A 26,583-nucleotide genomic window follows, 5' to 3' on the forward strand; every position below is an offset into this window, starting at 1 on the left:
GTTTGAACCCTAAACAAAATATGAGCCGTGCAGAGCAACGTCAATCCGTCGTTCCGGGACGCCGAGTCCACTGAGGACTGGGAGCGTGCGCTGATCAGCGGCAACGGCCGGCAGGGTGTGCTCTGTTACGGCTCGCCCGCCCGGCTGTCGTTCACCCTCGCCCACGAGGACCTGTTCCAGCCGGTCACCGAGCCCCTTCCGGCGCCGCTGACCGCCCCGGCGCTGCCGCGGCTGCGCGAGCTCCTCGACGCCGACCGGTTCCGCGACGCGGCTCGCGCGGTCTGCGACCTCGCGATTCAGGAGCATCCGGGGTACGAGCAGACGCGCTGGATAGATCCGCTGATCGGCGCCGGAACATTGACTTTCACTCCGGCGAACCCCGGGGACGGCTACCTGCGTGGCACCGACTTCAGCACCGGCGTGGTCCGGCAGGAGTGGGCCGGCGTGACAGTCGACGCGTTCGTGTCCCGGCCGGCGGATCTGCTGGTCATCCGGGTCACCGGCACGGACGGGACGGTCGGGGTCGAGCCGATCGACGGCACCCCGGAACGGCCGATCCACTACACCGTCGACGAACTCGGGGACGATCTCGTCCTGACCGGACGATTCGAGCAGCCGCTCTGGGCTGGGGCCCTGCCGGGATGGGCCTTGGCGGTACGCGTACGCCGTACCGAAGAAGGGGTTTTGATCTTTGCCCGAACCGTGACCGGAACGCCCGCGCCGGCCGACGCCCTCGCTGATCTGCCGTCCGGAGACTTCGACGAACTGCTGAAAGAGCACGCGGCCGAGCACGGCGACCTGTTCGGCCGGGTCGGTCTCGACCTCGGCGGACATCGCGCGCAGCAACTGTTCGACGCCGGCCGGTACACGATCATCAGCAGCACCGGCCGCCGCCCGCCGACGCTCCAGGGGGTGTGGAGCGGCACGTATTCGCCGCCGTGGCGCAGTGGCTGGACGATCGACGGCAACCTCCAGGCCGCGCTGCTCGCGGTGCTCCCGACCGGGACGCCGGAGCTGATGCCGCCGCTGTTCGACCTGCTCGACGAGCAACTCGACGACTTCCGGGAGAACGCGCGCCGCCTCTACGGTGTGCCCGGCCTGTTCGCGCCGGCGCATCTCGGCACGCACGGCCGGCAGAACCATTTCGGGCCGATCTGGTGCCTGACGTTCTGGACCGCCGGGGCCGCCTGGCTGGCCCGCCTCTACCTGGAACACTGGCAGCACACCGGTGACCTGGACTTCCTCCGGGAACGGGCGCTGCCGTTCCTGCGTGAGGCGGCCGAGTTCCACCTGCACTTCGCCACCGTGGCCGGCGGCCGCGCCCGGTTCAGCCCGTCCTACTCGCCCGAGAACGATCCGGGCGGCTCCGGTGATCAGGCGACCGCCGACGCGACCCTGGACGTCCAGGCGGTCGGTGCGCTGCTGCGCGGCCTCCTGACCGTCACGGAGGTGCTGGGGATCACCGATCCCGACGCGCTGCGCTGGCGGTCGCTGCTCGCGGCGCTGCCGCCGATGCGTGTCAACGACGCCGGTGAGCTGGCCGAATGGGTCGATCCGCGGTTCCCGGACAACCACGAGCACCGGCATTGCAGCCACTTCTACCCGCTCTACTACGGCGGGGATCCGGAGTTCGACGAGGATCCGGCGCTGCGCGCCGCGGCGGTGCGGGCGGTGCGGGCCCGGTTGCGGTGGTGGTTGAGCGAGGCTTCCGACGAGATGGGGTACGGCCTGGCGCTCCTCGGCGTCGCGGCGGCCCACCTCGGGCTGGCCGAGGAGGCGTACGCGGCCCTGACCCGGATCTCCGAGGCGTACTGGCGGCCCAACCTGGCCCCCACCCACAACCGGGACCACATGTTCAACGTGGACCTGGCCGGCGGCCTCCCGGCGCTGGTGGCGGCCATGCTGCTGCGCAGCCGTGACGTCTCCGCCGACGGCATCGCCCGGATCGACCTGCTCCCGGCCCTGCCCGCGGCCTGGCCCACCGGCTCGGTCCGGGGTCTGATCGCCCGGGGCCCGGTCACGGTGGATCTGACCTGGTCCCCGGACACGGTGCGGGCGGTCCTGACCTCCCCCGCCGATCGCACCGTGCACATCGGACTGCCGTCCGGCACGATCGAGACGGTCACCCTGCGGGCGAACGTCCCGTACCGGATCTAGCGCCTGTTTCGTAAGGGGGGCAGGAGCGAGGCGAGGTCCAGGTGTCGTCTGGGTGTGCGGCGCGGGCGCCCGGATACCGGGGTTGTATCCGGGTGTTCGCGCCGTGCGGCCAGGCGGCGGCTGGGCCACGCCGCAGCCCAGCCATCCCTTACGAAACAGGCGCTAGCCCTTCACCGCGCCGATGATCACGCCCTTGGTGAAGTGGCGCTGGACGAACGGGTAGATGATCAGCGCCGGGACGACCGTCACGACCACCACCGCCATCTTGATCGCCAGGCTCGGCGGAACGGTCGAGCCGAGACCCGGAATGGCGACCGCCGTGCCGGACGACGCCGGCGACTGCCCGGACAGGATGAACTGCTGGAGCACCCGCTGGACCGGCTGGAGGTCGTTCCGGTCGATGTAGAGGATCGCGTTGAAGAACGCGTTCCAGTAGCCGACCGCGTAGAACAGGCCGACCACCGCGGTCACCGCCTTGGAGAGCGGCAGCACGATCCGGGTCAGGATGCGCAGCTCACCGGCGCCGTCCATGCGGGCGCTGTCGTAGAGCTCGCCCGGAATGCTCATGAAGAACGCCCGCAGCACCACCAGGTTGAACGCACTGATCGCGGTCGGCAGGATCAGCGACAGCAGGTTGTCCTTCAGCCCCAGGCCGGTGACCACCAGGTAGCTCGGGATCATGCCGGGATAGATCAGGAACGTCAGCAGGAAGTAGAACAGGATCGGCTTGTGCCCGAGCGTGCCCGGACGGGACAGGCCGTAGGCGGCGAGCACCGTGACGACCAGGCTGAGAGCCGTTCCGGCGAGCGTGACGATCGTGCTCACCAGGATCGCGTCGGTGATCTGCCCACCCGAGAAGATCACCACGTACGCCGACGGGTTGAACTCGCGCGGGAGGAACACGTACCCCCCGGCGCTGTTGATCGTCTTCTCGGACGACAGGCTGGTCACCACGACCACCCAGAGCGGCACCACCACGACCGCCACCACCAGGGTGAGGATCGTGCCCTTGCCGAACTGGCCGAGCAGCGACGGCTGCTCCTCCCACACCGGCCGCGACGTGTTGCGGCGCGGCCGGACCACGGTGTCTGCGCTCATCTCTTCGAATAGATCCCTTGCTCGCCGAAACGGTGCGCCAGTTTGTTGGCTCCCACGATCAGCAGGATCCCGACCGCCGCCTTGAACAGGCCGGCCGCTGCGCCGACACCCCACTGCTGGACCGCGATGCCCTGGTAGTAGACGTAGGTGTCGACCACCTCGGCCGCCTCCCGGCCGACCATCTCCCGCTGCAGCACGAACTGCTCGAAGCCGACGTTGAGCGCGTCACCCAGCCGCAGGATCAGCAGCAGCACGATGACCGACCGCAGGCCGGGCAGGGTGATGTGCCACATCCGCCGCCACCGGCCGGCCCCGTCCGCGGCGGCCGCCTCGTACAGCGCCGGGTCGATGGCCGCGAGCGCCGCCAAGAAGACGATCATGCCCCAGCCGGCGTCCTTCCAGATCGCCTGCGAGGTGATCAGGAACATGAAGGTGTCCGGATTGGTCATGATCTCCGGCGGTGTGTGACCGGCCTGGCGCAGCGTCTGCGCGAGCAGGCCGGCGCCGCCGAGCATCATCTGGAACAGCGACACCACCAGCACCCAGCTGAAGAAGTGCGGCAGGTAGACAACGCTCTGCACCAGCGACCGGATCCGCGGCGACAGGATGCTGTTGAGCAGGACGGCCAGGGCGATCGGGATCGGGAAGTAGAAGACCAGCTGGAACGCGGTGATCGACAGCGTGGTGATCACCGAGTCCCAGAACGCCTGCGTCTTGAACAGGTACTCGAAGTTCCCGAACCCGATCCACTCGCTGTAGAGGAACGCCTCCAGGGGGTCGTCGCCGACGAACGGGTTGTAGTCCTGGAAGGCGATGATGTTGCCGAGCGCCGGAACGTAGTGGAACACCAGCAGCAGAGCCATCGCCGGGAAGCACATGAGCAGCAGCGGCCAGTCCCGCCGCAGCCGCTGCCCGAAGGACAGCTGCTGCCGCGAGACCGACTTGACCTTCTTCTTCGCCTTCACCGCAACTTGCGGCTCAGCGACGGGTGGGGCGGTCATGTCGCCACCTCCGCTTCGCTCCGGTGTCGACACGAGAGGACTGTGCCGATTGATTCGCTCGCGAGCTCGCTCATCGCCCGTTGTCAGCCAGGACCTTGGCGTAGAAGTCACGGCCCGCGTCGCCACCGGCGGCACGCCAGTCGGAGACCACCTTGTCGAACTCGCTGACCGGGGTGCGGCCCTTGAGGATGTCGGTGATCTTGTCCTCGGTGGGCTGCGCGATGGCCGCCATCTGGGTCGGCGTCTCGACCTTGATGCCGTCCCACGGGTTGACCTCGAGGTACTTCGAAGCGTCGTTGCCCCAGTTCACGAAGTCCGCGGCGTAGGTCGGGATGTCCGGGCCGCCGACGACGACAGGCGGACGGCCGCCGAGGAAGATGAACTGGTTGGCGAACTCCTTGACCCACAGGTCGTTGGTCACCGGCGCGCCACTCGCGTCCCGTTTGAAGTGCGTGCCCTCGACCCCGTAGTTCTGGAGCTCCCACTCCTTGGTACCGAACGGCGCCGCGGTGTAGTTCAGGACACGCAGCAGTTCCTGGGTGCGTTCCTGACCCAGACCCTTCTTGACGAACGTCCAGAGGATCGCCGGGCGGGTCCGCCAGCGAACCGGCGCCTGTCCCTTGTCCGCGCCGAACACCTTGACGGCCTGCATGTTGAACTTCGGATTGATCTGTACGGCCGGCCGCCACGTCTCCTTCCAGGAGCCGCCGCCGGTGCCGTACATGAAGAGCTTGCCGCCCTTGAACAGGGTCGTGACGTCGCCGCCCTTGCTGGCCGCGATCTCCGGGTGGACGAGCTTGTCGGCGTAGAGCTTGGCCATGAACTCGACGGCCCGCTTGTACTGCGGCAGCTCCATCCGGTGCACGATCTTGCCGTCGGCGGCCTTCATCCAGCCGTTCTCCGAGCCGCCCGCGCCGCAGATCTGCTGCACCTCGAGCCAGATGTCGCCGAAGGCCCACTCGCCCTTGTCGGCGTTGGTCATCTTCTTGCCGAACTCGTAGAGCTCGTCCAGCGTGGTCGGGTCGGCGACGCCGCGCTCCTGGGTGACGTCCTTTCGAACGAAGAGCACCGAGGGGTACGGCGCGTCGGTCGGGAACGGGACGCCCATCAGCTTGCCGCCCCACACCGAGTCCTGCCAGGCCGCCGTGTCCAGACCGGCGAGCAGCGGGTACGCGTTGACCTTGTCACCGGCCAGGTAGGGGGTGAGGTCCTCGAAGAGCGCGTGCACGCCCTCGGAGAACCGGGCCAGTTTGGCCACCTCCCAGCCCGGGATGCAGGTCAGGTCGGGCACGTCCCGGGCGCCGAGCATGGTGTTGAGCTTGTCGCCGTACGTGTTGCCGTCCTGGATGCTGAAGTTGATCGCACCGCCCAGGTCGGCGTTGACCGCCTCGTTGAGCGCGTTGCCGGCCGGCGGGGCCGGTCCCCACCACGGGGTGGTCGCGGTGACCGGCTTGCCGCTGGTGATCGCCTTGTCGCTGATGGCGTCGACGAGCGACGTCGGGTACTTCACGTAGCCGTCCGCCATCGGCCGGATGCCCTTGACGTCCGGCTGGACCAGGGTGGAGTCCTTGAACTGCGGAACCAGGCCGGCGGCCTGCTGGGCGTTGGTGGCCGAGCCCTGGGAGCTCGGGTCCTTGCTGCAACCGGCGAGAGCTCCGCCGCTGGCCAGGGAGGCGGCGCCGAGGCCGACCAGCCCGAGGAAGTTCCGCCTGTTCGTTGACGCGCCTTCCATCGCTCTCCGCACGGCGCACCACCCTTCCGTTATGGGTTTAGTTTGGTTAGCGTCTAAACTAAGTACATCGAAGACAAGCTAACTGACGTGGTGCCGAGCCGACAAGCATCGAATGGGAGCGCACCCACCGGCGGGCGCCGATCAGGGGAGACGACGAACCGCGGTGATGCGGCAAGATGACCAGGCGGACAGCACGCGTATGCGCCGAGAGCGGGGCTTGATGTGAAGACCACCCGGGCCGACCCACAACCGGCCGACTTCACCGACGTGCGCGCCACCAACCTGGCCGTGGTCCTGCGGCACCTGCGCGCCAACGGGCCCAGCTCACGCGCCTCGATCGCCGCGTCGACGGGCCTCAACAAAGCCACCGTGTCCAGCCTGACCGGCACCCTCATCGAGCAGCGGCTGCTGCGCGAGACCGGCCTGAGCGGCAACCGGATCGGGCGGCCCGGCACAGCGCTGGCCCTGGACGGTTCCGCCTACGCCGCGATCGGCCTGCAGATCGCCGCCGACCGTCTCACCGCCCTGGCCGTCGACTTCGCCGGCGACCAGCTGCTGCTGTGGCACCGCCAGTTCTCCACCGGTCCCGCCGATCCCACCGGAGCCGGCCCAGCCGATCCCACCGGAGCCGGCGCCGGCGATCCCACCGGGTCCGGCGTCGCCGATCTCACCGGGGCCGCAGCCGGCAGTGGCCGGGCCATCAGCGCGGTCGCCGCCCTGGCCCAGCGGGCCGCCACCCGGGTTCGCCAGCACGGCCGGCAGGTCCTCGGCCTCACCGTGGCCGTGCCCGGCCTGGTCTCCGACGGCGGCACGGTCAGCCTGTCGCCCGCGCTCGGCTGGACCGACGTCGACCTGCGCGCCCTGCTCACCGGCTCGCTGCGCCAGCCCGGCCTGGACGTCGCCGTCGCCAACCACGCGGGCCTCGCCGCGGTCGCCGAGCTGCGGCACGGCGGCCATCAGGCACAATCCGATCTGGCGTACGTCACAGGCGCCGCCGGAATCGAAGCCGGCATCGTCGCCGACGGCCGCCTCCTGCACGGCTCGCGTGGGCTGACCGGCCAGATCGGACGGTTCAGCCTCGGGCCGGCCGGCTCCCCGACCCTGGCCGACCTGGCCGGCATCGACAAGCTGGTCCGGCGCGCCCTGCCCGGTTTCGACCCGGCGGCACTGACCGACCTGACCCCCGCGGTGGAACAGGTCGCGACCGAAGCCCGATCCGGCGACCCGGCCGTGCTGGCCGCGCTGCGGGACACGGGTTGCCACCTCGGTCAGGGCTTGGCCCTGCTGACGAACCTGGTCAACCCCGAGGTGATCGTGCTCGGCGACCACTACGCCACGCTGGCCGAGTGGATCCTCCCGGCCGCCGAGGCCGAACTCTCCCGAAACACCCTGGCCCCGGCCGCCGGCGGCGCCCGCCTGGTCCCGTCCGCACTGGGCTTGCACGCCGCAGCCCTGGGCGGCGCAGTGGCCCACCTGGACCGGATCGACACCGGCGCCCTACCGGCCGCCCCCTGACCACCCACACCCCAGGCGTGCCGACCTGCGGTCCAATCCACACCACACATCACCACGCACACAGCCCACACTCCCAGCGTGGTGAACTGCGGCCCGATCCGCGCCACACATCACCACGCAACCGGACCGCATCCCTGGCGTGGTGAACTGCGGCCCGATCCGCGCCACACATCACCACGCAACCAGCCCCCACCCCTGGCGTGGTGAACTGCGGGCCGATCCGCGCCACACGTCACCACGCTGGCGGAGCGGGGGCCGTCGATGCAGTTCGGGCTCGGCGGTCCGGAGTGGAGCGTCGGAGCGCATGCGCGGGGATCAATGCGGGCGAAGTGGACGCCGACCAGCACGGGTCTGGCGGCGAGGCGGGTAACAATCGATGACCAAACATGGCCGCTGCTCCTTGACCGAGGCGTAACTGTGGTGCGAGCCTCAGGGAACTCCGTTCGAAACATTCGCGAAACCACTCGCGGAGGCTTCTTCCGCCGCGTTGTCGAAGCGCTTCGACAACGCAGCTTGGCCCGAAGGAAAACGTTGTGACCGAATCCCCCTCTCGCATCGTCTTTCGCGACCCGCATCAGAAGCTCGCCGCGCGGGTGTCCGACCTTCTGGGCCGGCTCGACCTGGCGGAGAAGATCGCCCTCCTGCATCAGCATCAGGCCGCCGTCCCACGTCTCGGAATCGGTTCGTTCCGCACCGGAACCGAAGCTCTGCACGGCGTCGCCTGGCTCGGAACGGCAAGCGCTTTCCCCCAGGCCGTCGGTCTCGCCTCCAGCTGGGACCCGGACCTGCTGCGCCGGGTCGGCACGGCGGTCGGCACCGAGGTGCGGGCCATGCACCACCGCGACCCGGAGAACGTCGGGCTCAACGTCTGGGCGCCCGTCGTCAACCTGCTGCGCGACCCGCGGTGGGGCCGCAACGAGGAGGGCTACGCCGAGGACCCGTGGCTGACCGGGGTGCTGAGCACGGCGTACTCGGAAGGACTGCGTGGCGACGATCCGCGCCGGCTGCGCACCGCGCCCACTCTCAAGCACTTCCTCGGCTACAACAACGAGACCGATCGTTGCCTGACGTCGAGCAACATGCCGCCGCGCGTGCTGCACGAATATGAACTGCCCGCGTTCCGCCCGGCCATCGCCGCCGGGGCCGCGGTCGCCGTGATGGCCTCCTACAACCTGATCAACGGGCGGCCCACCCACCTCAGCCCGCTGATCAACGAGGTGCTGCGGGGCTGGGCCGAGGACGACGTGATGGTCGTCGGCGACGCCTTCGCGGTGCAGAACCTCGCCGGTGACCAGCAGCTGTTCGACGATCATCCGGCCGGGTTCGCGGCGGCGCTGCGGGCCGGCATCGACTGTGTGACCGAACCGGGGCCGCTGTCCGAGGGGTCGTTCGTCACCGCGCTGGAGCGCGGGCTGATCACCGAGTCCGACGTGGATGCGGCGGTGCGGCACATTCTTTCGGTACGCGTACGGTTCGGCGAGTTCAATCCGGACGAGGACCCGTACCGAAGCATCGATTTTGACGTGATCGACTGCCCGGAACATCGCGCGCTGGCGCGGGAGGCGGCCCGTGCCTCGGTGGTGCTGCTCGGGAACGACGGCATCCTGCCGCTCGACCCGGCCGGTGCGGGCCGGGTGGCGGTGATCGGCCCGCTCGGCGACACCACGTTCGACGACTGGTACAGCGGCACCCCGCCGTACCGCCGGACGCTGCGGGCCGAACTCGCCGACCGGCTCGGCGCCGAGTCGGTGGTGTTCCACGAGGGTGTCGACCGGATCGCGTTGCGCTGCGCGTCCGGCCTGCTCGTAGCAGGTGACGGACCGCTGCGGGTACGGGCCGCCGACGAGATCCCGGACGCCGCCCTGTTCGACGTGTTCGACTGGGGCGAGGAGACGATCTCGCTGCGGTCGGTGATCGCCGGTTTCGTCGGGGCCGAGGAACACCTGCTGGTCAGCGACCGGCCGGGCCCGAACGGCTGGGAGGTCCGCGAGACGTTCCGCCTGGAACCGCGGGACGACGGTGTGGTGATCCGGCACGTGCAGACCGGCCGCCATCTGTCCGCCGGCGCGGACGGTCTGGTCCGGGTCGCCGACGAAGCGACCGTCTTCACCGTGGACCTGCTGGTCGACGGGGTGGCCGCGGCCGCCGCCGTGGCTGCCGGGGCCGACGTGGTGGTGCTGTCGCTGGGCAACCATCCGCTGGTGGCCGGCCGGGAGACCGCGGACCGCCGCGACCTGAACCTGCCCGGCACCCAGGACGCCCTGCTGCACGCCGTGCACGCCGCCAACCCGCGCACGATCCTGGCACTGAGCAGCAGTTACCCGTACGCGATCGGCTGGGCCGCGGACAATCTGCCGGCCGTGCTGTGGTCGGCGCACGGCGGTCAGGAGCACGGCGCCGGGCTCGCCGACGTGCTGCTCGGCTCGGACCGGACCGGCGCGCCCGTCGACCCGGCCGGCCGGCTCACCCAGACCTGGTACCACGACGCCGGCGATCTGCCCGATCTGCTCGACTACGACATCATCGCGAGCGACGCCACCTATCTCTACTTCCGGGGCGCGCCGCTGTTCCCGTTCGGGCACGGGCTGTCCTACACGCGGTTCGCCTACGAGAACCTGCGGCTCACCGCCGACACGATCGACCCCGACGGCGAGGTCACGGTCCGCGTCGACGTGGTGAACGTCGGCGACCGCCCCGGCACCGAGATCGTGCAGCTCTACACCCGCCAGCAGAGTTCCCGCGTGAAGCAGCCACTACGCCGGCTGCGCGGCCACCGGCACGTGCGTCTCGCGCCGGGCGGACGATCCACCGTGGAACTCCTGCTCCCCGCCGCCGAGCTGGCCTTCTGGGACGTCACCCGCTCCCGCTGGGTGATCGAGGACGCCACGCACACCATCGCCGTCGGCTCGTCCAGCGCCGATTGGCGCCGGACCGCGTCGCTGCGCGTCCGCGGCGAGAGGATTCCGGCCCGGTCACCGAGGTCCGTGCTCAAGATGATCGACAACGATGGGTACGCCCGAACGACCCCCGTGGCCATCTCGACGACACCAGGCGAAGCCCTCCGCAGCGACGACGACACCGCCTGGGTGGTCTTCGACGACCTCGACTTCACTCCGCCCGTCTCGACGGTGACCGCCTGTTTCGCCGCCCTGGCAGGCGAAGCGTCGATCACTCTCCGCCTGGACGACCCCCTGACCGGCCCGATCCTGGCCACCCTCTCCGCCGGCGCGGCTTCTGCCCCCATCCCCCGGGTGACCGGCAGGCACGCCCTGTTCGTCCTCTTCAACCAACCGCAAATCACGCTGACATCAGTGACGTTCACCTGACCCGACCCACAACCAGGCCGACCCTCATCGCTGCCTTGGAACGCGGCAAGACAGCGGCGGCGGCCAGCCGACGGGAGCGGGCTGGCTCTCGGGGTTGTCCCCGGCGGTGTGGGACAGCGCTGGGAGCCGGCCACCTCCGGCCGCGGGGTGGCCCGGGACGGCGGGAACGGGTGAGGATCGGGACATGAGCGATGTGGGACAGGCGCTGGCGTTCGCGGGTGTGATCGGGCTGGCGGCGGTGTCGCCGGGGCCGGACTTCGCCGTCGTGGTCCGGCGGTCGGTGGTGGCCGGCCGGATGCACGGGATGGTCGCGGCGGCCGGGGTGGCAGCCGGCGTGTTCGTCTGGTCGGTGGCGGCCGCTGTCGGGGTGGCCGCCCTGCTGGAGGCGTCGGCGGTGGCGTTCACCGTGGTCAAGTTGGCCGGTGCGGCGTACCTCATGTGGTTGGGGGTCAGCGCTCTGCTCGCCGCCCGGCGCGGCGGCCCGGGCCCGGACCAGCCGCTCGCCGGGCGTGCCGAGGCCCGTCTGTGGAGTTCGTTCCGTGACGGCCTGCTGACCAACGTGCTGAACCCGAAATGCGGCATCTTCTTCGTGGCCGTGCTGCCTCAGTTCGCGCCGGTGAACGGCGCCGCCGGTGACGTGCTGCTGCTCTCGCTGGTCGCGGTGGCGGTGACGATCGCGTGGTTCGTGGTGGTCGCCAACCTGGTGGCCGCGCTGCGCCGGGTGCTGTCCCGGCCGGCCGTGCGCCGCGCGCTGGACGCCGTGACCGGCGCGGTCCTGGTGGCCCTGGGCCTACGCCTGGCCACCACGTCCTAAACCCGTCAGCCGTCGCCCAGCGCGGTAAAGCCGGGCCCATTCCAGCGCTCAGCGACGGCCGGCGGTCTCCGGGACCGCCCAAAAACCGCCAGCCGTCGCCCAGCACGGTAAAACCGGACGCATTCCAGCGCTCAGCGACGGCCGGCGGTCTCCGGGACCGGCCTAAAACCGCCAGCCGTCGCCCAGCACGGTAAAACCGGACGCATTCCAGCGCTCAGCGACGGCCGGCGGTCTGGACCGGGCGGCGGAGACGGTGGCCCGACCGTCTCCGCCGCCCGGTGGCTTCAGGGGAGGGTTCCGGTCACCGACGTGCCGTTCCGGAGCACCTGGTAGCTGACCGTCGACCCGCTCCAGAAGATGAACGTCAGGGTGACCGGGGCGCCTTCGGTCACCTCGGCGAAGAACTCCGGGGTCAGCCTGATCGCGCCGGCCGGGTAGTCCGGGGCGAAGGCACGGTCGAACTCCTTGTACGGGGTCCAGTTGTGCGGCCCCGCGTTGGTCCCGTCGGCGTAGGTGGCGGTCATGGTGGCGAGCTGGTCACCGTTGAACGCGGTGGGCAGCGCAAACGCCGTGGTGGTCCCGGTGGCGGCGGACACGACAGGGGTGTCGAAGCTGATGACGTCGAGCCGCCACGGGACGCCCCGGGAGAACCGGAGTGTCAGGGAGGTTCTCTGGCCGTACCGCTGAAGCCGGGACAGCAACCCCGCGCTCAGGGTGAGTTGATCGCCGGACACCTGGTAGTCGGGGCCGCGGCGCAGCGTCGCGGCGCCGAGCCGGACGTGGGTGAAGCCGGTGCCGTTGGGGTTGAGGGTGATGGTCTGTGCGGTGACCGGCGCGCCGCGCCTGACGAACAGCAGGTCGCTGGCCGCGGTGCCGGAGCGGGTGTGCCAGCTGGACGCGATCTGTCCGAAGAGTTCGGTGTCGCGCCAGACCCCGGCGGTACGGTCGAAGTGCTGCCCGTTGTCCCAGAGCATCGTGGTGATCTTGCTGGTTCGGGCCTGGTGTCCGAAGAGCTCGAAGAACTTGAGTTTCTCGCCCTGTTCGATGGTGCCGGTGTGCCTGTCGAAGCCGAGCAGCCCGTATTCACCGAGAATAACCGGGATGCCCTTGTTTACGAATGACGTGCGCAGCCGTTCGAAGGTGCCGAGCAGATCGGCCTGCGCGGTGGCGTCGAACCGGTACCCACCGGCCACGTTGACACTGAACGGCCAGTAGCCGTAGTAGTGCACGGTCGCGATCAGGTTGGGGTCGTTCAGCGCGGCGAACTCGGCGGTCAACGCGTCGAGCCGGCCCTGATCGGCGTTGGTGTGCAGCGTGGGTAGTACCAGAAGTCGAGTCGCGTTGCCGCCGCCGGAGCCGCGCACGATCCGGTGGAAGGACGTGTTCAACTCGGCGAGCAGGGCGTAGTTCTCGGCGTCACCACTGCTGCCCCAGAACTGGGGCTCGTTGACGCTCTCCAGGACCAGACGGGGCGACACGTTCCGGAAGGCGGCGGCGACCTGGGTCCAGATGGCGTTGTAGCGGTTCAGGACGTTGTCGTGGTCGGTGGGCATGGTGGCGATCCACTGCCACGAGTCGTGATGAATATTGATCATCACGTAGAAACCCTCGTCGATCGCCCAGCCGACGACCTCCTGGACGCGGGCCAGGTAGGCCGGGTCGAGGACGAGATCCGGGCTCAGGTGCTGACCCCAGGTGACCGGGATGCGGATGCTGTTGAAGCCCTGGTCGCGGATGCCGGCGAGCAGTTCACGGGTGACCCGCGGGTTGCCCCACGACGTCTCGTCGTCGCCGGTGGCGTCGAAGGTGTTGCCGAGGTTCCAGCCGGGCTGCATGGCGGCGACGGCTTGGGCGGGGGTACGGGCAGACGCAACCGCCGGGTCGGCCGGGGACAGGCCGGTGACCAGCAGCGCAAGGACGAGCAATCTGCCGAGCAGGCGCGACATGACGCTCCTAGGAGGACAGTCGGGGAGGCTGACCTCGGCAGACTATGTATGGACGTCAAACTATGTCAATCGACGAAGAGAGATGGACGGAGATGAACGGGCCGCCCCGGCGAGAGGGGGATGCTCTCCTCGCCCGGTCGGCCCGTCCCGTGCGGCCGGCACCGATCACCCGCTGCGTCGTCGAAGGGTGATCCCTTGTCACGCGTCGACCATTCGGCAAAAAGGCGAACGCACGACGCTCAACACACGAAGGCTAGTCCTCGGTGCATTCCACTAAAAGGCTGACTCACCGAATCATGCGCTTCGAGTAAACCGATTAACCTGTCTCCGGCGAAAAGCTGCGACAAGGGTTCGAACGGGTGAGATGTGGCCGTCTACCTGCAACTACGCAAGTTGCATACTCGCTGTTTCGAACGGCGTACCTCCAATCAGGATTGGCACACAATTCCCGCGACTACCTATTGTCGCGGCGCCAAAACTGTTCGTACTCTAAAGCCCAACATCATCGATCGCCTTGAGTACGATGAAACGCGGGGAGCAGCCATGCTTGTCAAGATCATCGACCAGATCACCGACGATGAGATGCACAAGGCAGCCTGGGAACTCTATGAAGGCGCGTTCCGCGACCTCCGCTCCCTCGCCGTGCAACGTCACCTGATGTATCGGTCCGAGTTCGAAGAGGTGATGCGCGACCCGAGGGTCGACAAGTACCTCTGCCTCAATGACGACGGCAAGCTCTGCGGCCTGTCCACGTTCACCAACGACCTCTACGCGGTGCCACTGATCGCGCCCGAGTATTTCGAACGCCGATGGCCGGAGATGTACGCCGAGAAGCGCATCTGGTACGTCGGATTCGCCGCGGTCGGCACCGAGGCCCGTGACACCCGGGCCTTCTCCGAACTCGTGACGGCCATGCAGCAGACCGCCGCCGCCCGGAACGGGATGATCGGCATCGACTACTGCCGGTACAACGACGACGAACGCAATTTCGGCCGGGTGGTCCGGTTGATGTTGCGCCGGTTGTCGGGTGGCGCGATGCGCGCCGAGTGCCTGGACCAGCAGTCGTTCTGGATCTACGAGTTCCCGCCGGCCGCCGGCGCCGCCGGTCTCCAGGCCGCCGCGTGATCTCTAGCTGAGACCCATAGGCGCCCTCCACATCGCCCAGAGCGGCGGTCCGTCGGGTAGTTCGATCACGGACCGGACCCGGTATCCGTGCCGGAGGTAGAGATCGCGGTTGCGCGGGTCGTTCGCCTCCAGATAGGCGGGGATGCCGGCCCGGTCCAGCCGGGAGTGGTGGCGGTCGAGCAGCGCGCTGCCGATGCCCTCGTTCTGCCGGCCCGGCCGGACCGCGAGGAACGCCAGATAGTGGTGCGGGTCGAGGGGGTGTTCCCCCTCCAGCGCCGCGTCCAGCTGCTGCACGCGGTGGAACGCGGTGTCGGACGCCTCCTTGACCCGCCGCTCGTAGTCCATCGGCGGCGGGATCATCGCGGTGAGCGGGAACCAGAGGGCGACTCCGCACATCCGGCCGTCGTCGGCGTCGGCGGTGCTGTAGACCTCGCCGTACTGGAGCGCGTACTCGACGAAGATCTCGAAGTATCCGGGTGACAGGCGCCGGCGCTCGGAGGCGTCCGGGTGCAGCCAGCGGGCGACCGGTCCATCCCACATCGCCTCGGCCACGAGGTCGGTGATCTCCTCGGTGTCGAACGGCGACACGTGACGGATCACGAGTTCCTGGATGGCGTACGTCATCGGGAGTCCCTACCTGAGCTGGTCGTCGAATAGTGGTCCTGGAAGGCCATCGAGTGGGAGTGCGGCCGGGGAGGCTCGGGGAACTCGAAGAGGGTCCGGCGTTCCACACCACGACCGATCACCGCGTACACGTCCGGCTTGGTGTATCTGACGATCGCCGCCCAGCCGGCGCCGAGGACGGCCAGCACCGCGTACCCGGTCGCGAAGGCCCAGTTGAAGATCGAGTCCTCGGCCAGCCCGAGCACGTCGCCGAGTCCCACCACGGTGGCGAACAGGATGATGCTGAGTAGGAAGAACGCGATCACCGGGGTGACCCGGCCACGCCACACGTTCTCCAGCCTCGGGTGTTGCACGAAGAACGCGATCACCGCGGCCGACGTGCCCCACATCAGGATCAGCACGCCCAGGCCGCCGACCACGGTGAGGTAGCCGAAGAGCTGGACCAGCGGGTCGGCCTGGGTGAACCAGTAGGCCAGGATCGCGATCAGGGACAGCACGCTCTGGGTGATCGAGCCGACCACCGGCGCGCCGGTCCGCGGGTGGGTGTAACCCCAGCGGCTCGGCAGCATCCGCTCGCGGCCCAGGGCGAACTGGTACCGGGAGACGGCCGCGTGGAAGGCCAGCAGGGCCGCGAAGATACTGGTCATGAAGAGCAGATAGCCGATGGTGATCATGATGTCCGGCACATGTGGACCGACCAGGCTGAAGACCAGGTTCGTCTCCTCCCGCTGGGCGTCCGCCACGATCCGGCCCGGTCCGGCGCCGACCGACATCGCCCAGGCGGACACCGCGCACATCAGACCGGCGAGCAGCACCGCGATGTGGGTGGCCCGGGAGATCGTCCGTTTCGGGTCCTTGGCTTCCTCGGAGAGCACGACGGTGGCCTCGAAACCGGTGAAGCCGCCGATCGCGATCACCATCATCGCGACGACCTCAGGGGTCAGCAGCTGTGCCGGGTTGAGCATCGCGACACTGACCTCGCCGTCCCGCGGGTTGGCCACCATCACCAGGTCGTAGACCAGCACCACGGCGATCTCGGCGACCAGCAGGATGCCGAGCACCTTGCCGCTCAGGTCGACCCAGAGCATGCCGAGCACCGCGATGATCGCCCAGGCGAAGAGCGCGCACACCACCCATGGGACGTTCAGCCCGAGTGAGGCGAGGATCCCGGCGGCGACGACGCCGAAGAGACCGAACAGGCCGATCTGCATCATCGCGTACGCCGGAAGGGCCACGAAGGCCGCCGCGACGCCGAGTTCCCGGCCGAGACCATGGCTGATGTACGAGTAGAAGGCACCCGAGTTCACGATGTGCCGGCTCATCGCCACGAAACCGACCGTGAAGATCGACAGGATGCCCGCGACCACTATGTAGACCAGTGGCAGCGCGGTGTTGCCGACCACCGCGTACACCGTCGTGATGGCTCCGATGATCACCGTGAGCGGGGCGGCTCCGGCGACGCCGAAGAAGACCACTGACGAGACGCCGAGCCGGTTGTTGGCCAGGGCCGCGCTGATGATGTCCGAACCGGGGGCGCCGCGCTTGGCGGCCGCCTCACGGTTCAGTTCGTTCAGCATCGTGCCGGCCCAGCGGTCGACGTTGTCCCGGCGTCGTTGATGGCGTCCGGGGCTCACCGGCGACCGACCGCGAGGGCGGAGCCGACCAGGGCCTCGGTGCACTCGACCAGTTCCTGGAGGTCACCGGGCAGGGAGGCGATCATGCTGGGCAGCGCGTGGTAGATGTGCGGGTAGTTCTCGAACCCGTACATCACATGCCTGGTCAGACCGGTGGAGACGACGAGACCGACCAGCATCCGGTCGGTGACGTTCAGCTCCATCCCGCGGACCAGCATGTTGGCGACCCGGGTGGAGGCCCAGGCGGCGGCGTTGCGCTGGCGTGCGGTGTTGGGCATGTAGAGGGTCTGTGTGGTGCCGAGCATCCGGCGCTTGGTCACCAGCTCGACCGCGCCGACCCGCATCAGCCGCTCCGCCACCCGCAACGCCGAGTCCTGCGCGAGGAAGGCGAGCCAGGTGCGGATGTCGCGGTGCTGCGGCTGGGCGTTGAGCAGGTCGAGGATGTCGTGGTTGAGCGCGTCGCGTGGCGGGCGCCGGTCGAGGACGATCAGGTCGCCGTCGCTGACGGCGATACGGCCTTCGAGGACCAACTCCGCTAGTAATGCGGCAGCCAGCCCCAGGCCGGTCGCACGAGGATGCAGCCGGGACCGCCCGGTGCGGTCCTCGTGTGCGATCAGGTAATACTGGTCAGCCAACACTCCGTCCACGCCCCTTAGACGCAAGTTCCAATGATCTTTTACCTAGGAATGTAGGAAACAAGACAGAACTCGATGTCCGCAGCATCATGTACCCAACATCAAGGTCAATACAAGAAGTACTAGACTTCTTATTCAGCACCCGCAGTATTTGATCATTCGAGAATCGCGATCATGAAATGGGTATCTGGATCGTGTTGGCGCGGTCGTAATATCGACCACATCAGGACCGTAGGGAGTCCAGGTGTCCGATATAGAGGGTCCGACGCTGCGACGCCGCCGCCTTGGGGCTGAGCTCAAACGCTGCCGGGAAGCCGCCGGCCTCACACAACAGGACGTGTCCCGACATTTCGAGTGGCACTCCGCCAAGGTGACCCGCATCGAGACCGCGCGGGTCGCGGTCACCCCGCGGGACGTCCGTGACCTGCTCACTCTCTACAACGTGCGCGATCAGAACATGCGCGAGGCGCTGGTCGAGCTGGCTCGCCAGTCCCGCGAGCGCACGTGGTGGACCGACTATCGCGACATCATGCGGCCGGGCAACTTCGTGGGCCTCGAGGCCGCCGCGTCGGCGATGCGCACGTGGGAGCCGGTGCTGATTCCCGGCCTTCTCCAGACCCCCGACTACATGCGGTCACTGATGAGAAGCGGTCGGCCGACCGACCCCGAGGAGCACATCGACAGGCGTATCGCGCTGCGCCAGACCCGCCAGGGCCGGCTCACCAGCGACCGTCCGCTGGAATTGTCGGCGTTCATGGACGAGGGCTCACTGCATCGGGTGATCGGCGATCGGACGGTCATGACCGACCAACTCCGCCATTTAATCGAGATAGCTAAATTGCCAAATGTTTTCCTTCAGATACTCCCCTTCACCGCAGGTGCGCACCCCTTCCTGAGCGGGCCGGCGGCGCTTTTGGAGTTCCGAGAGACCACCCATTTGGATGTTGTTTATATGGAAGGTCTTGCGGGAGACTTGTACGAGGAACAACCAGACATGGTTGACTGGTATCGGCAGGAGTTCGAGCGATTGAGCGCCATGGCGCTCGACCACCGCACGACCATAAAGATGATCGAGAGTCTGCTCGTCGCTTAGCACTCCCGAGGAAATCTCACATCGAAGGGAGGTGCTTGAGTTGCTCGCGCACCAAATCAACGGAGCTGTCTGGAAGAAGGGCAGCCGTAGTAACGGGACCGGCGGCAGCAACTGTGTCGAGGTCGCATTCCTCGACCAGGGAATTGCCGTCCGTGACAGCAAGGACCGGATGGGACCGGCCCTCATGTTCACGTCGGCGGAGTGGACCGCCTTCGTGGACTCAGCCAAGGACGGCGAATTCGACATCGTTTCGTGAAAGCCTACCGATAGGTGCGCACCGATGGAAGTCCTGCGCTGAGGCCCGGACTTTCACGATGTGCACCCGGTAGGCAGCGCCCGGTCGCTTCCAGCGACCGGGCGATCACGCATTCCAGAAACGTGAAATTGCTTCCGTTCATCCATTTCCGGAGTGGGCCGGGAACAGCCGGTGAGCGCCGTTTCCGACAGTGAGCGGCAAGTCACCCGCAGCCATGATGAAGATCGGCCAGGTCGCTACCCGTGACTCGGCGGTCACTGCTTCCCGTCGCAGACTGTCCCGGCCCCGGCGAGCCAGCTGCGTGTCGTGCCAGGCGGCCCGCTCGGCCTCGATCGCGCTCCGGTACACCCGCTCCAGGTGCTCGGCGCGCGCCCGGTCCAGGACGACCTCCTGCTCGGCCGGGTGCCGTCGCGGGTCCCAACCGGCCCGGCCGGCCAGGGCGTCCGCCAGCGCCGACATCGGCAACTCGGCCCGGGACACGGCAGCACGCACCCCCTCGTGCAGGAAGTGCTCGCGGGCGGCGTACTCCGCGGGGTCCTGAGGGGTCCTCGGCGTGCCGAAGGCCGTCGTCTCCCGGCTTCGCGCCCGCCGCGCGTCGGCCGCCCGGAACGCCGCCCACGTCGCGTCGACCCGATCGGCAGCCGCCCGCCAATGCGCCTGCCACCGCTCGACCGCCTCGGCGGCCTGCGCCGCCGCGACCCGGACCTCCAGCGCATACCGCACCGCCGCCTGCGCCTCGGCCGACTCGGCGGCCCGCCGCTCGGCCCGCCGCCGCCTGGTTCGCCGGACGAAGTTCGCCGCCTCCAGCAGGGCGGTGCCCGGGTTGCGAACTCCATCCGGATTCGCCAGCACCACCAGCGCGGGCAGGGTGAGCAGCATCAGCGCCGCCCAGATGGCCATCGGGGCCGGTTCGTTCAGCAGCATCTCGGCAAGGAGGTTCATGGCGGGTCCGTCCGCTCGTGGGGGAATTCGCACAGCGCAGGCGTCGCCCCGGCCGCCCGATCGGGCGAACGCGAGGTCTCAGGCCGCGTGCGGAGGAGCGCGGGAGACCGCGGCGCCCGCGGTGTCCTGCGAGGTCAACGCGGGGGCACGGTCCGCGGCCGGAAGGGTCGCGGCAGGCGGTTCGGCGTCCGGCCCGACGGTGGCCGGCGCTTCATCCGCGGCGGTACGGGCTACGCGCTCAGTCCGCGCGCAAGAGGCGGCCACGGGGCCGGAGGACGCTGGAACAGCACCGCGCGCGGGCGCTCCGGTGGCGGGCGCTGCGGTGGCGGGCGCTGCGGTGGCGGGCGCTGCGGTGGCGGCCGTTTCGGTGGTCCCGGCGAACAGCGCCAGAAGCAGGACGAAAAGGACGGAGATCGACCGCAGCAGCGCACTGCCCCGGCCCGTCGTCATGTCCACTAAAGTACCCGATTGTGGCTGATTGTCCGATCAGCCGCGCCGCAGGTCAGACCATGTCCGAGGCCGCTCCTCCGGGTTCGCCTGACCGGAACGGATCACTCACGTCCGCCCGGCTACGGCCGATGGAACGTACCGACCCGGAAGCCATCCGGAGCTGTCGCCGACGGGAGCCATCATGCCGAAGCGATCCGTGGTCACCGACCCGGTCCTGCTGGGTCTGGTGGCGCTCGGCGTGCTCCTGGTCCCCTGGTTCCTGCACTACGGCGACCGGCCGGCGGCCTCCTGGGGCCTGCAGACCATCATCGACGCCGCGAATGTGTACTTCACCTTCCGTACCGCCACCCACCCGGCCATGTCGGCCGCCGGGCGTCGGTTCTGGCGGGCCGCGGTGATCGCCTGCGCCGGCTGCCTGCTCGGTGACGGATATCAGACCGTCCTGATCCTGCTGGACCCGTCGACCACCGCGGTCAGCCCGGTCCAGACCGGCCTCGTCGTGCTGGGCATGGTCATCGTGGTCGGGGCGATGCTGCGGCACCCGCTCGGCGGCGCCGGGCGGCAGCGGCTGCGGCTCTGGTTCGACGCGGCCACGGTCCTCACCGGCGTGGCCGTCTTCCTCTGGTACTTCGTGCTGGCCACCGACCTGAGCGGGCGGCAGGCGGCCGACCGCTGGGGCGCCGCGGCCACCGCCGTGGTGATGCTCCTGATCACGTTCGGGCTGCTCAAGCTGATCCTCAGCGGCACCGCCCCGTTCACCCGTTCAGCGGGCATCGCGGCCGCCGTCGGGGTGTCCGGCACCGCCTTCGCCGGGCCGGTGACGCTCGGCCTGATCGGCGACCCGGGCCCCGGCGGCGGCGCGATCGTGGCGCTGCTGCCCTGCGTGCTGGCGTCGGCGGCCTTCCGGGTCCAGCAGCTGCAGGTGTGGCGGCTCGCCGAGACCCGGTCGGCCGGGATGGGCGGCCGGTCCAGCCGGCTCCCCTACTTCGCGGTGATCGCCACCCAGATCCTGCTGGTCGTCTCGCTCCGGGAGGACGAGGTCGACCTGCGGGTGTGGGGTGTCGCGATCGGGGCCGTGGTGATCACCGCGCTGGTCCTGGGCCGCCAGGTGGCGGCGCTGCGCGACAACGAGCGGCTGCTCACCAAGATCGACGGGCAGGCCGAGCGGTTCCGGGCGCTGGTGCAGAACACCTCCGACCTGACCCTGGTGATCGATTACAACGGGGACATCAGCTACGCCACCCCGGCCGCGTTCCGGGTTCTGGGCGTGCCGGCCGACGAGCTGGTCGGCAGCTCGCTCTACGACCGCACCCACCCGGACGACGGGCCACAGGTCGCCGAACTGACCGAACTGCTCGCCAACGACCCGGGCGCCGGTGTCAGCGCCCAGGTCAGGTGGCAACACGCGGACGGGTCGTTCCGATGGCTCGACCTGGTGATCAACGACCTGAGCGACAACCCGAACGTAGCCGGGGTGGTGCTCAACGCGCGGGACGCGAGCGAGACCCGGGCCCTGCACGACGAGCTGCAACGGCAGGCCACCCACGACGCGCTGACCGGGCTGGCCAACCGGGTGCTGCTGCACCGGCGGCTGAACGCCGCGACCGAGCAGGTCAGCATGCTGCTGATCGACCTGGACGGCTTCAAGGAGATCAACGACCGGCACGGGCACCACACCGGCGATCAGGTGCTGAAGGAGGTCGCGCAGCGGCTCGGCGGGCTGCTCGGCGCCGGAGAGCTGGCCGCCCGGCTGGGTGGCGACGAGTTCGCGGTGCTGCTGCCCGGCACCGACGCCACCGCGGCCGGCCGGCTGGCCGAGCGGATCGCCGCCGTGGTCGCCGAGCCGATGCCGATCGGGGGCGAGCTGCTCACCGTCGGCGCCAGTGTGGGCGTCTCGGCCGGTGTGCCGGGGGACGGCGACGGCCTGCTGCGTGAGGCCGACGCCGCCATGTACCGGCGCAAACACGAACGCAAGGAACGACGTGCCCAGGCCGTCGGTCAGGGAGCGGTCCAGCCCGCCGGGACCTGACCGATCCGTACCCGCTGGGGGTGATCGCCGACGGCGACCGAGGCGACCGCCTGGCCGGTCGCGAAGCTGATCGCGGTGACCCGGTCGGCGCCGGCCTCGGAGATCACGCAGTCCCGTCCGTCCGCGCTGACCGTGGCCCAGTAGGGCTTGATCGCGGTGACCAATGGACCCGGGGTGAGGGTGGCCCGGTCGACGACCGTCGCGTAGTCGTCCATGGTCCCGGCCACGCAGAGCTTCGCGCCGTCCCGGCTGATCGACAGGCCGTGGTGGCGGGAGTCGTTCACCCATGTGGTGCGGTCCGGGTCGGTGGCCGGGTTCTGCGGCAGGTCCTTGATCCGGGTGATCCTGTCGGTGGCCACGTCGTACTCGATGAGCCCGGCGAAGAACGAGACCTGGAAGTAGAGCTTCGACTCGTCCGGGGTGAAGACGGCGGGCCGGACCGCGTCGGACAGGTCGCTACGGCCGAAGGCGTCCAGCCGGGTCCGCATGTCGACGGTACGAACCACCCGGTACGTGCTGGTGTCCGCGATCGTGATCTTCCGGTCCCCCTTGGTGAAGTCCAGCCAGGGGTCGTCCAGGTCGGTGTTGACCTCGCCGATCGAACTGTTCCAGAGGTACCTCCCGCCGTCGGTGTAGATGTTCTCGTGCGGCTTGTCGCCCGTCGCGAACGAGCCGAGCTGGCGGCCGGTGACGATGTCCAGCACGTGCACGGTGTTGCCGGTGGAGGCGGAGACCGCGACCGAACGGCCGTCCGGGGCGACCGCCATGTGGTCGGAGCGGAAGCCGCTGACCGCGAAGCGCCACTTCAGGGCGCCGGTGGCCAGGTCGATCGAGACCACGTCGGCGAAACTCGGCCGGGAGACGACCAGGGCGTCCCCGGCCGGTGTCGTGTACATGTCGTCGACGAGCTGGTCGTGCCCCTCCCCCGGCCCCTGCTGGATGCCGAGGTAGAAGGCGAGCCGGATCGGGTTGAGGTAGATCTCGGCGAGCCGCTGCGAGCGGTCCGGGATGACCGACAGCCGGCCGATGCGCGTGTAGCCGCCGCTCGGCTCGATGACGTCGACCGTGCCGTCCCAGTTGTTGCCGACGAACATGACCTGGCGCAGAGCAGCCGCGGCCTGGGCCGGAGCGGTGAGGGAACCGAGGGCGAGCAGGCCGCCGACGGTGGCGGCGATCAGGCGGCGAAAGGGTACGGGTGAGGCCATCATTTGACTCCCATCAATGCGTTCCACTGTGTTACCAGCAAGTAACGACCATGAGACACGAGGGCCGTTCACATTGATAGATGTCGTTATCTACGATTCCCGGGAACGGCAGAGCCGGCGCCACCCGCTCGGGTCGCGCCGGCTCTGTCCGGATCAGGCCTCAGATCACCAGTACTTGCGGTAGTCCGTCTGGGTCTGGGGGTTGAACTGCCAGGTCCACTCCCGCTCCGCCTTGTCGATACGGCGGTCGCTGATCTCCAGAACGTCGAAACCCTTCTGGATGTCGTTGGAGTAGATGTGGCCGTTGTACCAGTACGCCGACCACGAACCGCCGACGATCAGGCGCTCGGTGCTCAGCGGGCCCCGCTCCCAGTACGCGATCTCCACCGGCTTGCGCGAGTTGGTGAAGTCCCACACCGAGATGCCGCCCTGGTACCACGCCTGGACCATGATGTCGCGGCCCTTGACCGGGATCAGCGAGCCGTTGTGGGCCACGCAGTTCTCGGTCGCGGCGTTCTCCCGCGGGATCTTGTAGTAGCTGCGGAACTCCAGCTTGCGCTTCTTGCCGTGGCCGGTGATGTCGTAGATCGCGTCGGCGCCCTTGTTCGCGCCGATCGACGGCAGACACTCCGCGCCGCCGCCGCCACCGAGCTCGTCGGTGAAGACCACCTTGGTGGCGTCGTTGTTGAACGTCGCCGAGTGCCAGAACGCGAAGTTCTCCGCGTCACGGACGGTGGTGATGACCTTCGGGGCCGCCGGCTTCGAGATGTCCAGCAGCACACCGTCACCCATGCAGGCGCCGGCCGCGATGTCCTTCTCCGGGTACGCCGTGATGTCGTGGCAGCCCGAGGTGGTGCGGGAGTCCGCGTCACCGGGGAAGCCACCGTCCGGGAAGAGCACCGGCGCAGCCACCAGGGCCGCCTCGGCGGGCTTCTTCAGCGGGACCCGGACGATCGAGATCTTGTCGTGCGGCTGCGCGCAGTTCGGCAGGTCGACGACGTCCAGGTTGTACGAGGACACGTAGGCGTACACCGAACGGTCGTGGCCCTTGCCCGGCACCAGCGTCAGCGTGTGCGAGCCGCAGTCGGTCTTGACCGCGGTCACGTACTGCGGGTTACGCGGGTCGCTGATGTCGAAGACCTTGATGCCCTCCCACCGCGGCGTCTCCGGCGGAGCGCTGTTCGGCACGCCGACGCTGTTGCAGGAGTTGTCACTGCGGATGCCGTCGGTGCCGAGGAACAGCAGGTTGCCGTAGACCGAGACGTCGTTCTGCGCGCCCGGGCAGAGCACCTGGACGGCCTGGACCGGGTCCTTCGGGTTGCTGATGTCCCAGACGGTGAAGCCGTTGTAGTTACCGGCGAACGCATACTTGCCCTGGAAGGCCAGGTCGCTGTTGAGTGCGTTCTCCGGAGCGAACGGGCCCGTCTTGGGCTCGTTGGCGATCAGTTTGATGTTGGGGCTACTGACGATCTCGTCCACACCCGGGATCGTGGCCGGGTCGGCCTGGGCGGGCGCCGTGACCAGGAAACTGGTCAGGACCGCGGCCGCCCCGATACTCGCCAGGCGCTTGAACCGCCCTCGTGGGGCAGGATGCCTCATGAAGATCCTTCCGCGCTACTTCCGGCTTGCTGGCACCGGAAACGCACGGCGAGTCGTGTCGCCAAGTACCCCCGGTGATAGCGATGTCGATCGTTACGATAGTCGTCGTGACCCTCTCATGGGGACGCTTGCTGGAAAGGAAATACATGCAACACCGACGCGCATGGGCCCTGACCGCCGCAACCCTGGTCCTTCTCGGCACGGTCGGACTCGCCCTGTTCGCCCGGTTCTCCAACGACGAGCCCGAGCCGGTCGCCGCGCCGTCAGCGTCCTCCTCACCGGCCCGGGTCCTGGTGCCCGGCAAGCCCGGTGAGTCCGCGTCGGTCACCGACTCCGATCACGTGCAGGCCCCCGAAGCCTCGCCGTACAACAAGGCCGACGTCACGTACGCCCAAATGATGATCGCCCACCACGCGCAGGCGCTCCAGATGGCAGATCTTGTACCCGACCGGGCAGCGGATCAGGGCGTGAAGAACATCGCGAGCCGGATCACCGCCGCTCAGGGACCGGAGATCGCTATCCTCCGCACCTGGCTCAGCGACCGTGGGCAGCCCGAGTCGGACCCCGCCCACGACCACGCCACCATGCCGGGCATGCAGTCCGCGGCGGCCCTCACCGAGCTGACCGCGGCCCGGGGCGCCGACTTCGACAGGCGCTTCATCGAGATGATGACGGCACACCACCGCGGCGCCCTGGAAATGGTGAACGTGCTGTTCAAGAGCGGCTCGGAGGAGCGGCTGGCGAAGATGGCCAAGGAGACCGCCATCGAGCAGGACATCGAGATCCGCCGGATGGCCGACCTCGGGGTGAGCTGACCTCAGGCCCGGCGCAGCACCGCCTGGACCTGCTCGGCGCCTGCGGCGAGCAGGTTGAACGCGTCACGGCTGACGTCCTCGTCCTTGCGCACGTCACGCAGCTTCTTGAGGAACTCGTCAATCTTGCGGGCAGCCTCCTTGACGTCACCACGGGACAGCCTGGTCGCGGCCTGCTCCAGCCGCCGGGTCAGGGCCTCGGCCGCGTCGTCGTCCAGCTCGCCCTCGTCCTCCAGCGCGTCGATCAGGCCGGCCAGGCCGGTGATCAGGTCACCGGGCTGGGCCGGGCGCGCGGACGGCGTGGTGGTGGTCACGGTCGGCTCGGGTTCCGCGGACTCCTCGGTCGCCTCGGGCTCCGGCGACGCGGTGGCCTCGACCGACGGGGGCGCCGCGACCGGGATCGGCGCCGGCTCGTCGTCTCCGCTGAACAGCCACACCACCAGCAGGATCAACGCGGCGGCGGCAGCGCCGGCCACGATCAGGGCGGTCCGGCGGTGGTTGGCCGCCCGGTACACGCCGCGCGGCTCGACCACGGGCAGCTGCGCGGTCGGCTGGTGAAGGTCGTGAGGCTCCGGCACGGCCGACATCAT

General features: G+C 69.0%; 21 protein-coding genes. 9 read left to right on the top strand and 12 right to left on the bottom strand.

All coding sequences use genetic code 11. From position 1 onward, the window contains the following. Window positions 1-27 precede the first annotated feature (27 nt). Window positions 28-2,157: a glycoside hydrolase N-terminal domain-containing protein gene (locus tag AB0E94_RS16615; RefSeq protein WP_360326945.1), complete on the top strand. Its 2,130-nt coding sequence runs from the start codon at window positions 28-30 to the stop codon at window positions 2,155-2,157. A 162-nt stretch (window positions 2,158-2,319) separates the two neighbouring features. On the opposite strand, the gene AB0E94_RS16620 is transcribed toward AB0E94_RS16615, so the two are convergent. From AB0E94_RS16620 to AB0E94_RS16630, 3 genes are all read right to left on the bottom strand, one after another. Continuing rightward, entirely contained in the window at window positions 2,320-3,255 is a 936-nt protein-coding gene (locus AB0E94_RS16620) for a carbohydrate ABC transporter permease (protein ID WP_360326946.1), read from the bottom strand. Beyond that, complete coding sequence (locus AB0E94_RS16625) at window positions 3,252-4,133, bottom strand: ABC transporter permease subunit (protein ID WP_360327139.1); 882 nt, start codon at window positions 4,131-4,133, stop codon at window positions 3,252-3,254. The genes AB0E94_RS16620 and AB0E94_RS16625 overlap by 4 nt, the downstream gene beginning before the upstream one ends. 193 nt (window positions 4,134-4,326) lie before the next feature. Beyond that, window positions 4,327-6,000: an extracellular solute-binding protein gene (locus AB0E94_RS16630; RefSeq protein ID WP_360326947.1), complete on the bottom strand. Its 1,674-nt coding sequence runs from the start codon at window positions 5,998-6,000 to the stop codon at window positions 4,327-4,329. Between the two features lie 210 nt (window positions 6,001-6,210). On the opposite strand from AB0E94_RS16630, the gene AB0E94_RS16635 reads away from it, so the two are divergent. The 3 genes from AB0E94_RS16635 to AB0E94_RS16645 all read left to right on the top strand — a co-directional run bounded on the left by AB0E94_RS16635 (window position 6,211) and on the right by AB0E94_RS16645 (window position 11,643). Beyond that, window positions 6,211-7,503, top strand: a complete 1,293-nt coding sequence (locus AB0E94_RS16635) for an ROK family protein (RefSeq protein WP_360326948.1) — start codon at window positions 6,211-6,213, stop codon at window positions 7,501-7,503. A 533-nt stretch (window positions 7,504-8,036) separates the two neighbouring features. Then, window positions 8,037-10,829: a glycoside hydrolase family 3 C-terminal domain-containing protein gene (locus AB0E94_RS16640; RefSeq protein WP_360326950.1), complete on the top strand. Its 2,793-nt coding sequence runs from the start codon at window positions 8,037-8,039 to the stop codon at window positions 10,827-10,829. Between the two features lie 184 nt (window positions 10,830-11,013). Continuing rightward, complete coding sequence (locus AB0E94_RS16645) at window positions 11,014-11,643, top strand: LysE family translocator (RefSeq protein WP_360326952.1); 630 nt, start codon at window positions 11,014-11,016, stop codon at window positions 11,641-11,643. Window positions 11,644-11,927: 284 nt separating this feature from the next. Here AB0E94_RS16645 and AB0E94_RS16650 read toward each other — a convergent pair whose 3' ends face one another. Further along, window positions 11,928-13,589 (bottom strand): cellulase family glycosylhydrolase, encoded by a 1,662-nt coding sequence (locus AB0E94_RS16650; protein WP_360326953.1) that lies wholly within the window; start codon window positions 13,587-13,589, stop codon window positions 11,928-11,930. Window positions 13,590-14,132: 543 nt separating this feature from the next. Between AB0E94_RS16650 and AB0E94_RS16655 the strand changes: the two genes are divergently transcribed. Continuing rightward, on the top strand, window positions 14,133-14,714 hold the full coding sequence (locus AB0E94_RS16655; protein ID WP_360326955.1) for a hypothetical protein: 582 nt from the start codon (window positions 14,133-14,135) through the stop codon (window positions 14,712-14,714). A gap of 3 nt (window positions 14,715-14,717) precedes the next feature. Here the strand turns inward: AB0E94_RS16655 and AB0E94_RS16660 are convergent, their stop codons facing one another. Genes AB0E94_RS16660 through AB0E94_RS16670 form a run of 3 tightly spaced genes read right to left on the bottom strand, consistent with a single transcriptional unit; the run spans window position 14,718 to window position 17,610 of the window. Beyond that, on the bottom strand, window positions 14,718-15,338 hold the full coding sequence (locus AB0E94_RS16660) for a GNAT family N-acetyltransferase (RefSeq protein WP_360326957.1): 621 nt from the start codon (window positions 15,336-15,338) through the stop codon (window positions 14,718-14,720). Continuing rightward, on the bottom strand, window positions 15,335-16,972 hold the full coding sequence (locus tag AB0E94_RS16665; protein WP_360326959.1) for an APC family permease: 1,638 nt from the start codon (window positions 16,970-16,972) through the stop codon (window positions 15,335-15,337). The genes AB0E94_RS16660 and AB0E94_RS16665 overlap by 4 nt, the downstream gene beginning before the upstream one ends. Then, the gene (locus tag AB0E94_RS16670; RefSeq protein ID WP_360326960.1) at window positions 16,969-17,610 is read right to left on the bottom strand and encodes a GPP34 family phosphoprotein; all 642 of its coding nucleotides are present in this window, start codon (window positions 17,608-17,610) and stop codon (window positions 16,969-16,971) included. The genes AB0E94_RS16665 and AB0E94_RS16670 overlap by 4 nt, the downstream gene beginning before the upstream one ends. Window positions 17,611-17,851: 241 nt before the next feature. Between AB0E94_RS16670 and AB0E94_RS16675 the strand changes: the two genes are divergently transcribed. Continuing rightward, the gene (locus tag AB0E94_RS16675; RefSeq protein WP_360326961.1) at window positions 17,852-18,700 is read left to right on the top strand and encodes a helix-turn-helix transcriptional regulator; all 849 of its coding nucleotides are present in this window, start codon (window positions 17,852-17,854) and stop codon (window positions 18,698-18,700) included. Window positions 18,701-18,740: 40 nt separating this feature from the next. Continuing rightward, window positions 18,741-18,956 (top strand): DUF397 domain-containing protein, encoded by a 216-nt coding sequence (locus AB0E94_RS16680; protein WP_360327141.1) that lies wholly within the window; start codon window positions 18,741-18,743, stop codon window positions 18,954-18,956. Between the two features lie 138 nt (window positions 18,957-19,094). Here AB0E94_RS16680 and AB0E94_RS16685 read toward each other — a convergent pair whose 3' ends face one another. Further along, entirely contained in the window at window positions 19,095-19,898 is an 804-nt protein-coding gene (locus AB0E94_RS16685; protein WP_360326962.1) for a hypothetical protein, read from the bottom strand. Between the two features lie 78 nt (window positions 19,899-19,976). Beyond that, complete coding sequence (locus tag AB0E94_RS16690; RefSeq protein WP_360326964.1) at window positions 19,977-20,348, bottom strand: hypothetical protein; 372 nt, start codon at window positions 20,346-20,348, stop codon at window positions 19,977-19,979. 181 nt (window positions 20,349-20,529) lie between these two features. Here AB0E94_RS16690 and AB0E94_RS16695 point away from each other — a divergent pair, with 181 nt between their 5' ends. Continuing rightward, entirely contained in the window at window positions 20,530-22,377 is a 1,848-nt protein-coding gene (locus AB0E94_RS16695) for a GGDEF domain-containing protein (RefSeq protein ID WP_360326965.1), read from the top strand. Here the strand turns inward: AB0E94_RS16695 and AB0E94_RS16700 are convergent. Together AB0E94_RS16700 and AB0E94_RS16705 are read right to left on the bottom strand one after the other, a co-directional pair. After that, window positions 22,347-23,582 carry a YncE family protein gene (locus tag AB0E94_RS16700; protein WP_360326967.1) on the bottom strand — a complete coding sequence of 412 codons (1,236 nt, stop codon included), beginning with the start codon at window positions 23,580-23,582 and terminating at the stop codon, window positions 22,347-22,349. The two genes, AB0E94_RS16695 and AB0E94_RS16700, sit on opposite strands and share 31 nt — an antisense overlap. Before the next feature lie 165 nt (window positions 23,583-23,747). Next, window positions 23,748-25,181 carry a hypothetical protein gene (locus AB0E94_RS16705; protein WP_360326969.1) on the bottom strand — a complete coding sequence of 478 codons (1,434 nt, stop codon included), beginning with the start codon at window positions 25,179-25,181 and terminating at the stop codon, window positions 23,748-23,750. Window positions 25,182-25,327: 146 nt separating this feature from the next. Here AB0E94_RS16705 and AB0E94_RS16710 point away from each other — a divergent pair, with 146 nt between their 5' ends. Further along, a complete protein-coding gene (locus tag AB0E94_RS16710; RefSeq protein WP_360326970.1) occupies window positions 25,328-25,996 on the top strand; it encodes a DUF305 domain-containing protein in 669 nt (222 codons plus the stop codon). A 2-nt stretch (window positions 25,997-25,998) separates the two neighbouring features. Here the strand turns inward: AB0E94_RS16710 and AB0E94_RS16715 are convergent, their stop codons facing one another. Continuing rightward, entirely contained in the window at window positions 25,999-26,571 is a 573-nt protein-coding gene (locus AB0E94_RS16715) for a hypothetical protein (RefSeq protein WP_360326971.1), read from the bottom strand. Window positions 26,572-26,583 lie beyond the last annotated feature (12 nt).

Origin of the sequence: Actinoplanes sp. NPDC026670 (assembly GCF_040638175.1) — a bacterium.
Classification (GTDB): Bacteria; Actinomycetota; Actinomycetes; order Mycobacteriales; family Micromonosporaceae; genus Actinoplanes.

What these genes read in the sequence shown, in the direction of transcription:
- AB0E94_RS16655 (WP_360326955.1), top strand. Translation starts at nt 14,133, where the DNA reads ATGCTTGTCAAGATCATCGACCAGATCACCGACGATGAGATGCACAAG.
- AB0E94_RS16660 (WP_360326957.1), bottom strand. Translation starts at nt 15,338, where the DNA reads ATGACGTACGCCATCCAGGAACTCGTGATCCGTCACGTGTCGCCGTTC.
- AB0E94_RS16645 (WP_360326952.1), top strand. Translation starts at nt 11,014, where the DNA reads ATGAGCGATGTGGGACAGGCGCTGGCGTTCGCGGGTGTGATCGGGCTG.
- AB0E94_RS16705 (WP_360326969.1), bottom strand. Translation starts at nt 25,181, where the DNA reads ATGAGGCATCCTGCCCCACGAGGGCGGTTCAAGCGCCTGGCGAGTATC.
- AB0E94_RS16620 (WP_360326946.1), bottom strand. Translation starts at nt 3,255, where the DNA reads ATGAGCGCAGACACCGTGGTCCGGCCGCGCCGCAACACGTCGCGGCCG.
- AB0E94_RS16625 (WP_360327139.1), bottom strand. Translation starts at nt 4,133, where the DNA reads ATGTGCTTCCCGGCGATGGCTCTGCTGCTGGTGTTCCACTACGTTCCG.
- AB0E94_RS16710 (WP_360326970.1), top strand. Translation starts at nt 25,328, where the DNA reads ATGCAACACCGACGCGCATGGGCCCTGACCGCCGCAACCCTGGTCCTT.
- AB0E94_RS16690 (WP_360326964.1), bottom strand. Translation starts at nt 20,348, where the DNA reads ATGACGACGGGCCGGGGCAGTGCGCTGCTGCGGTCGATCTCCGTCCTT.
- AB0E94_RS16685 (WP_360326962.1), bottom strand. Translation starts at nt 19,898, where the DNA reads ATGAACCTCCTTGCCGAGATGCTGCTGAACGAACCGGCCCCGATGGCC.
- AB0E94_RS16695 (WP_360326965.1), top strand. Translation starts at nt 20,530, where the DNA reads ATGCCGAAGCGATCCGTGGTCACCGACCCGGTCCTGCTGGGTCTGGTG.
- AB0E94_RS16650 (WP_360326953.1), bottom strand. Translation starts at nt 13,589, where the DNA reads ATGTCGCGCCTGCTCGGCAGATTGCTCGTCCTTGCGCTGCTGGTCACC.
- AB0E94_RS16700 (WP_360326967.1), bottom strand. Translation starts at nt 23,582, where the DNA reads ATGGCCTCACCCGTACCCTTTCGCCGCCTGATCGCCGCCACCGTCGGC.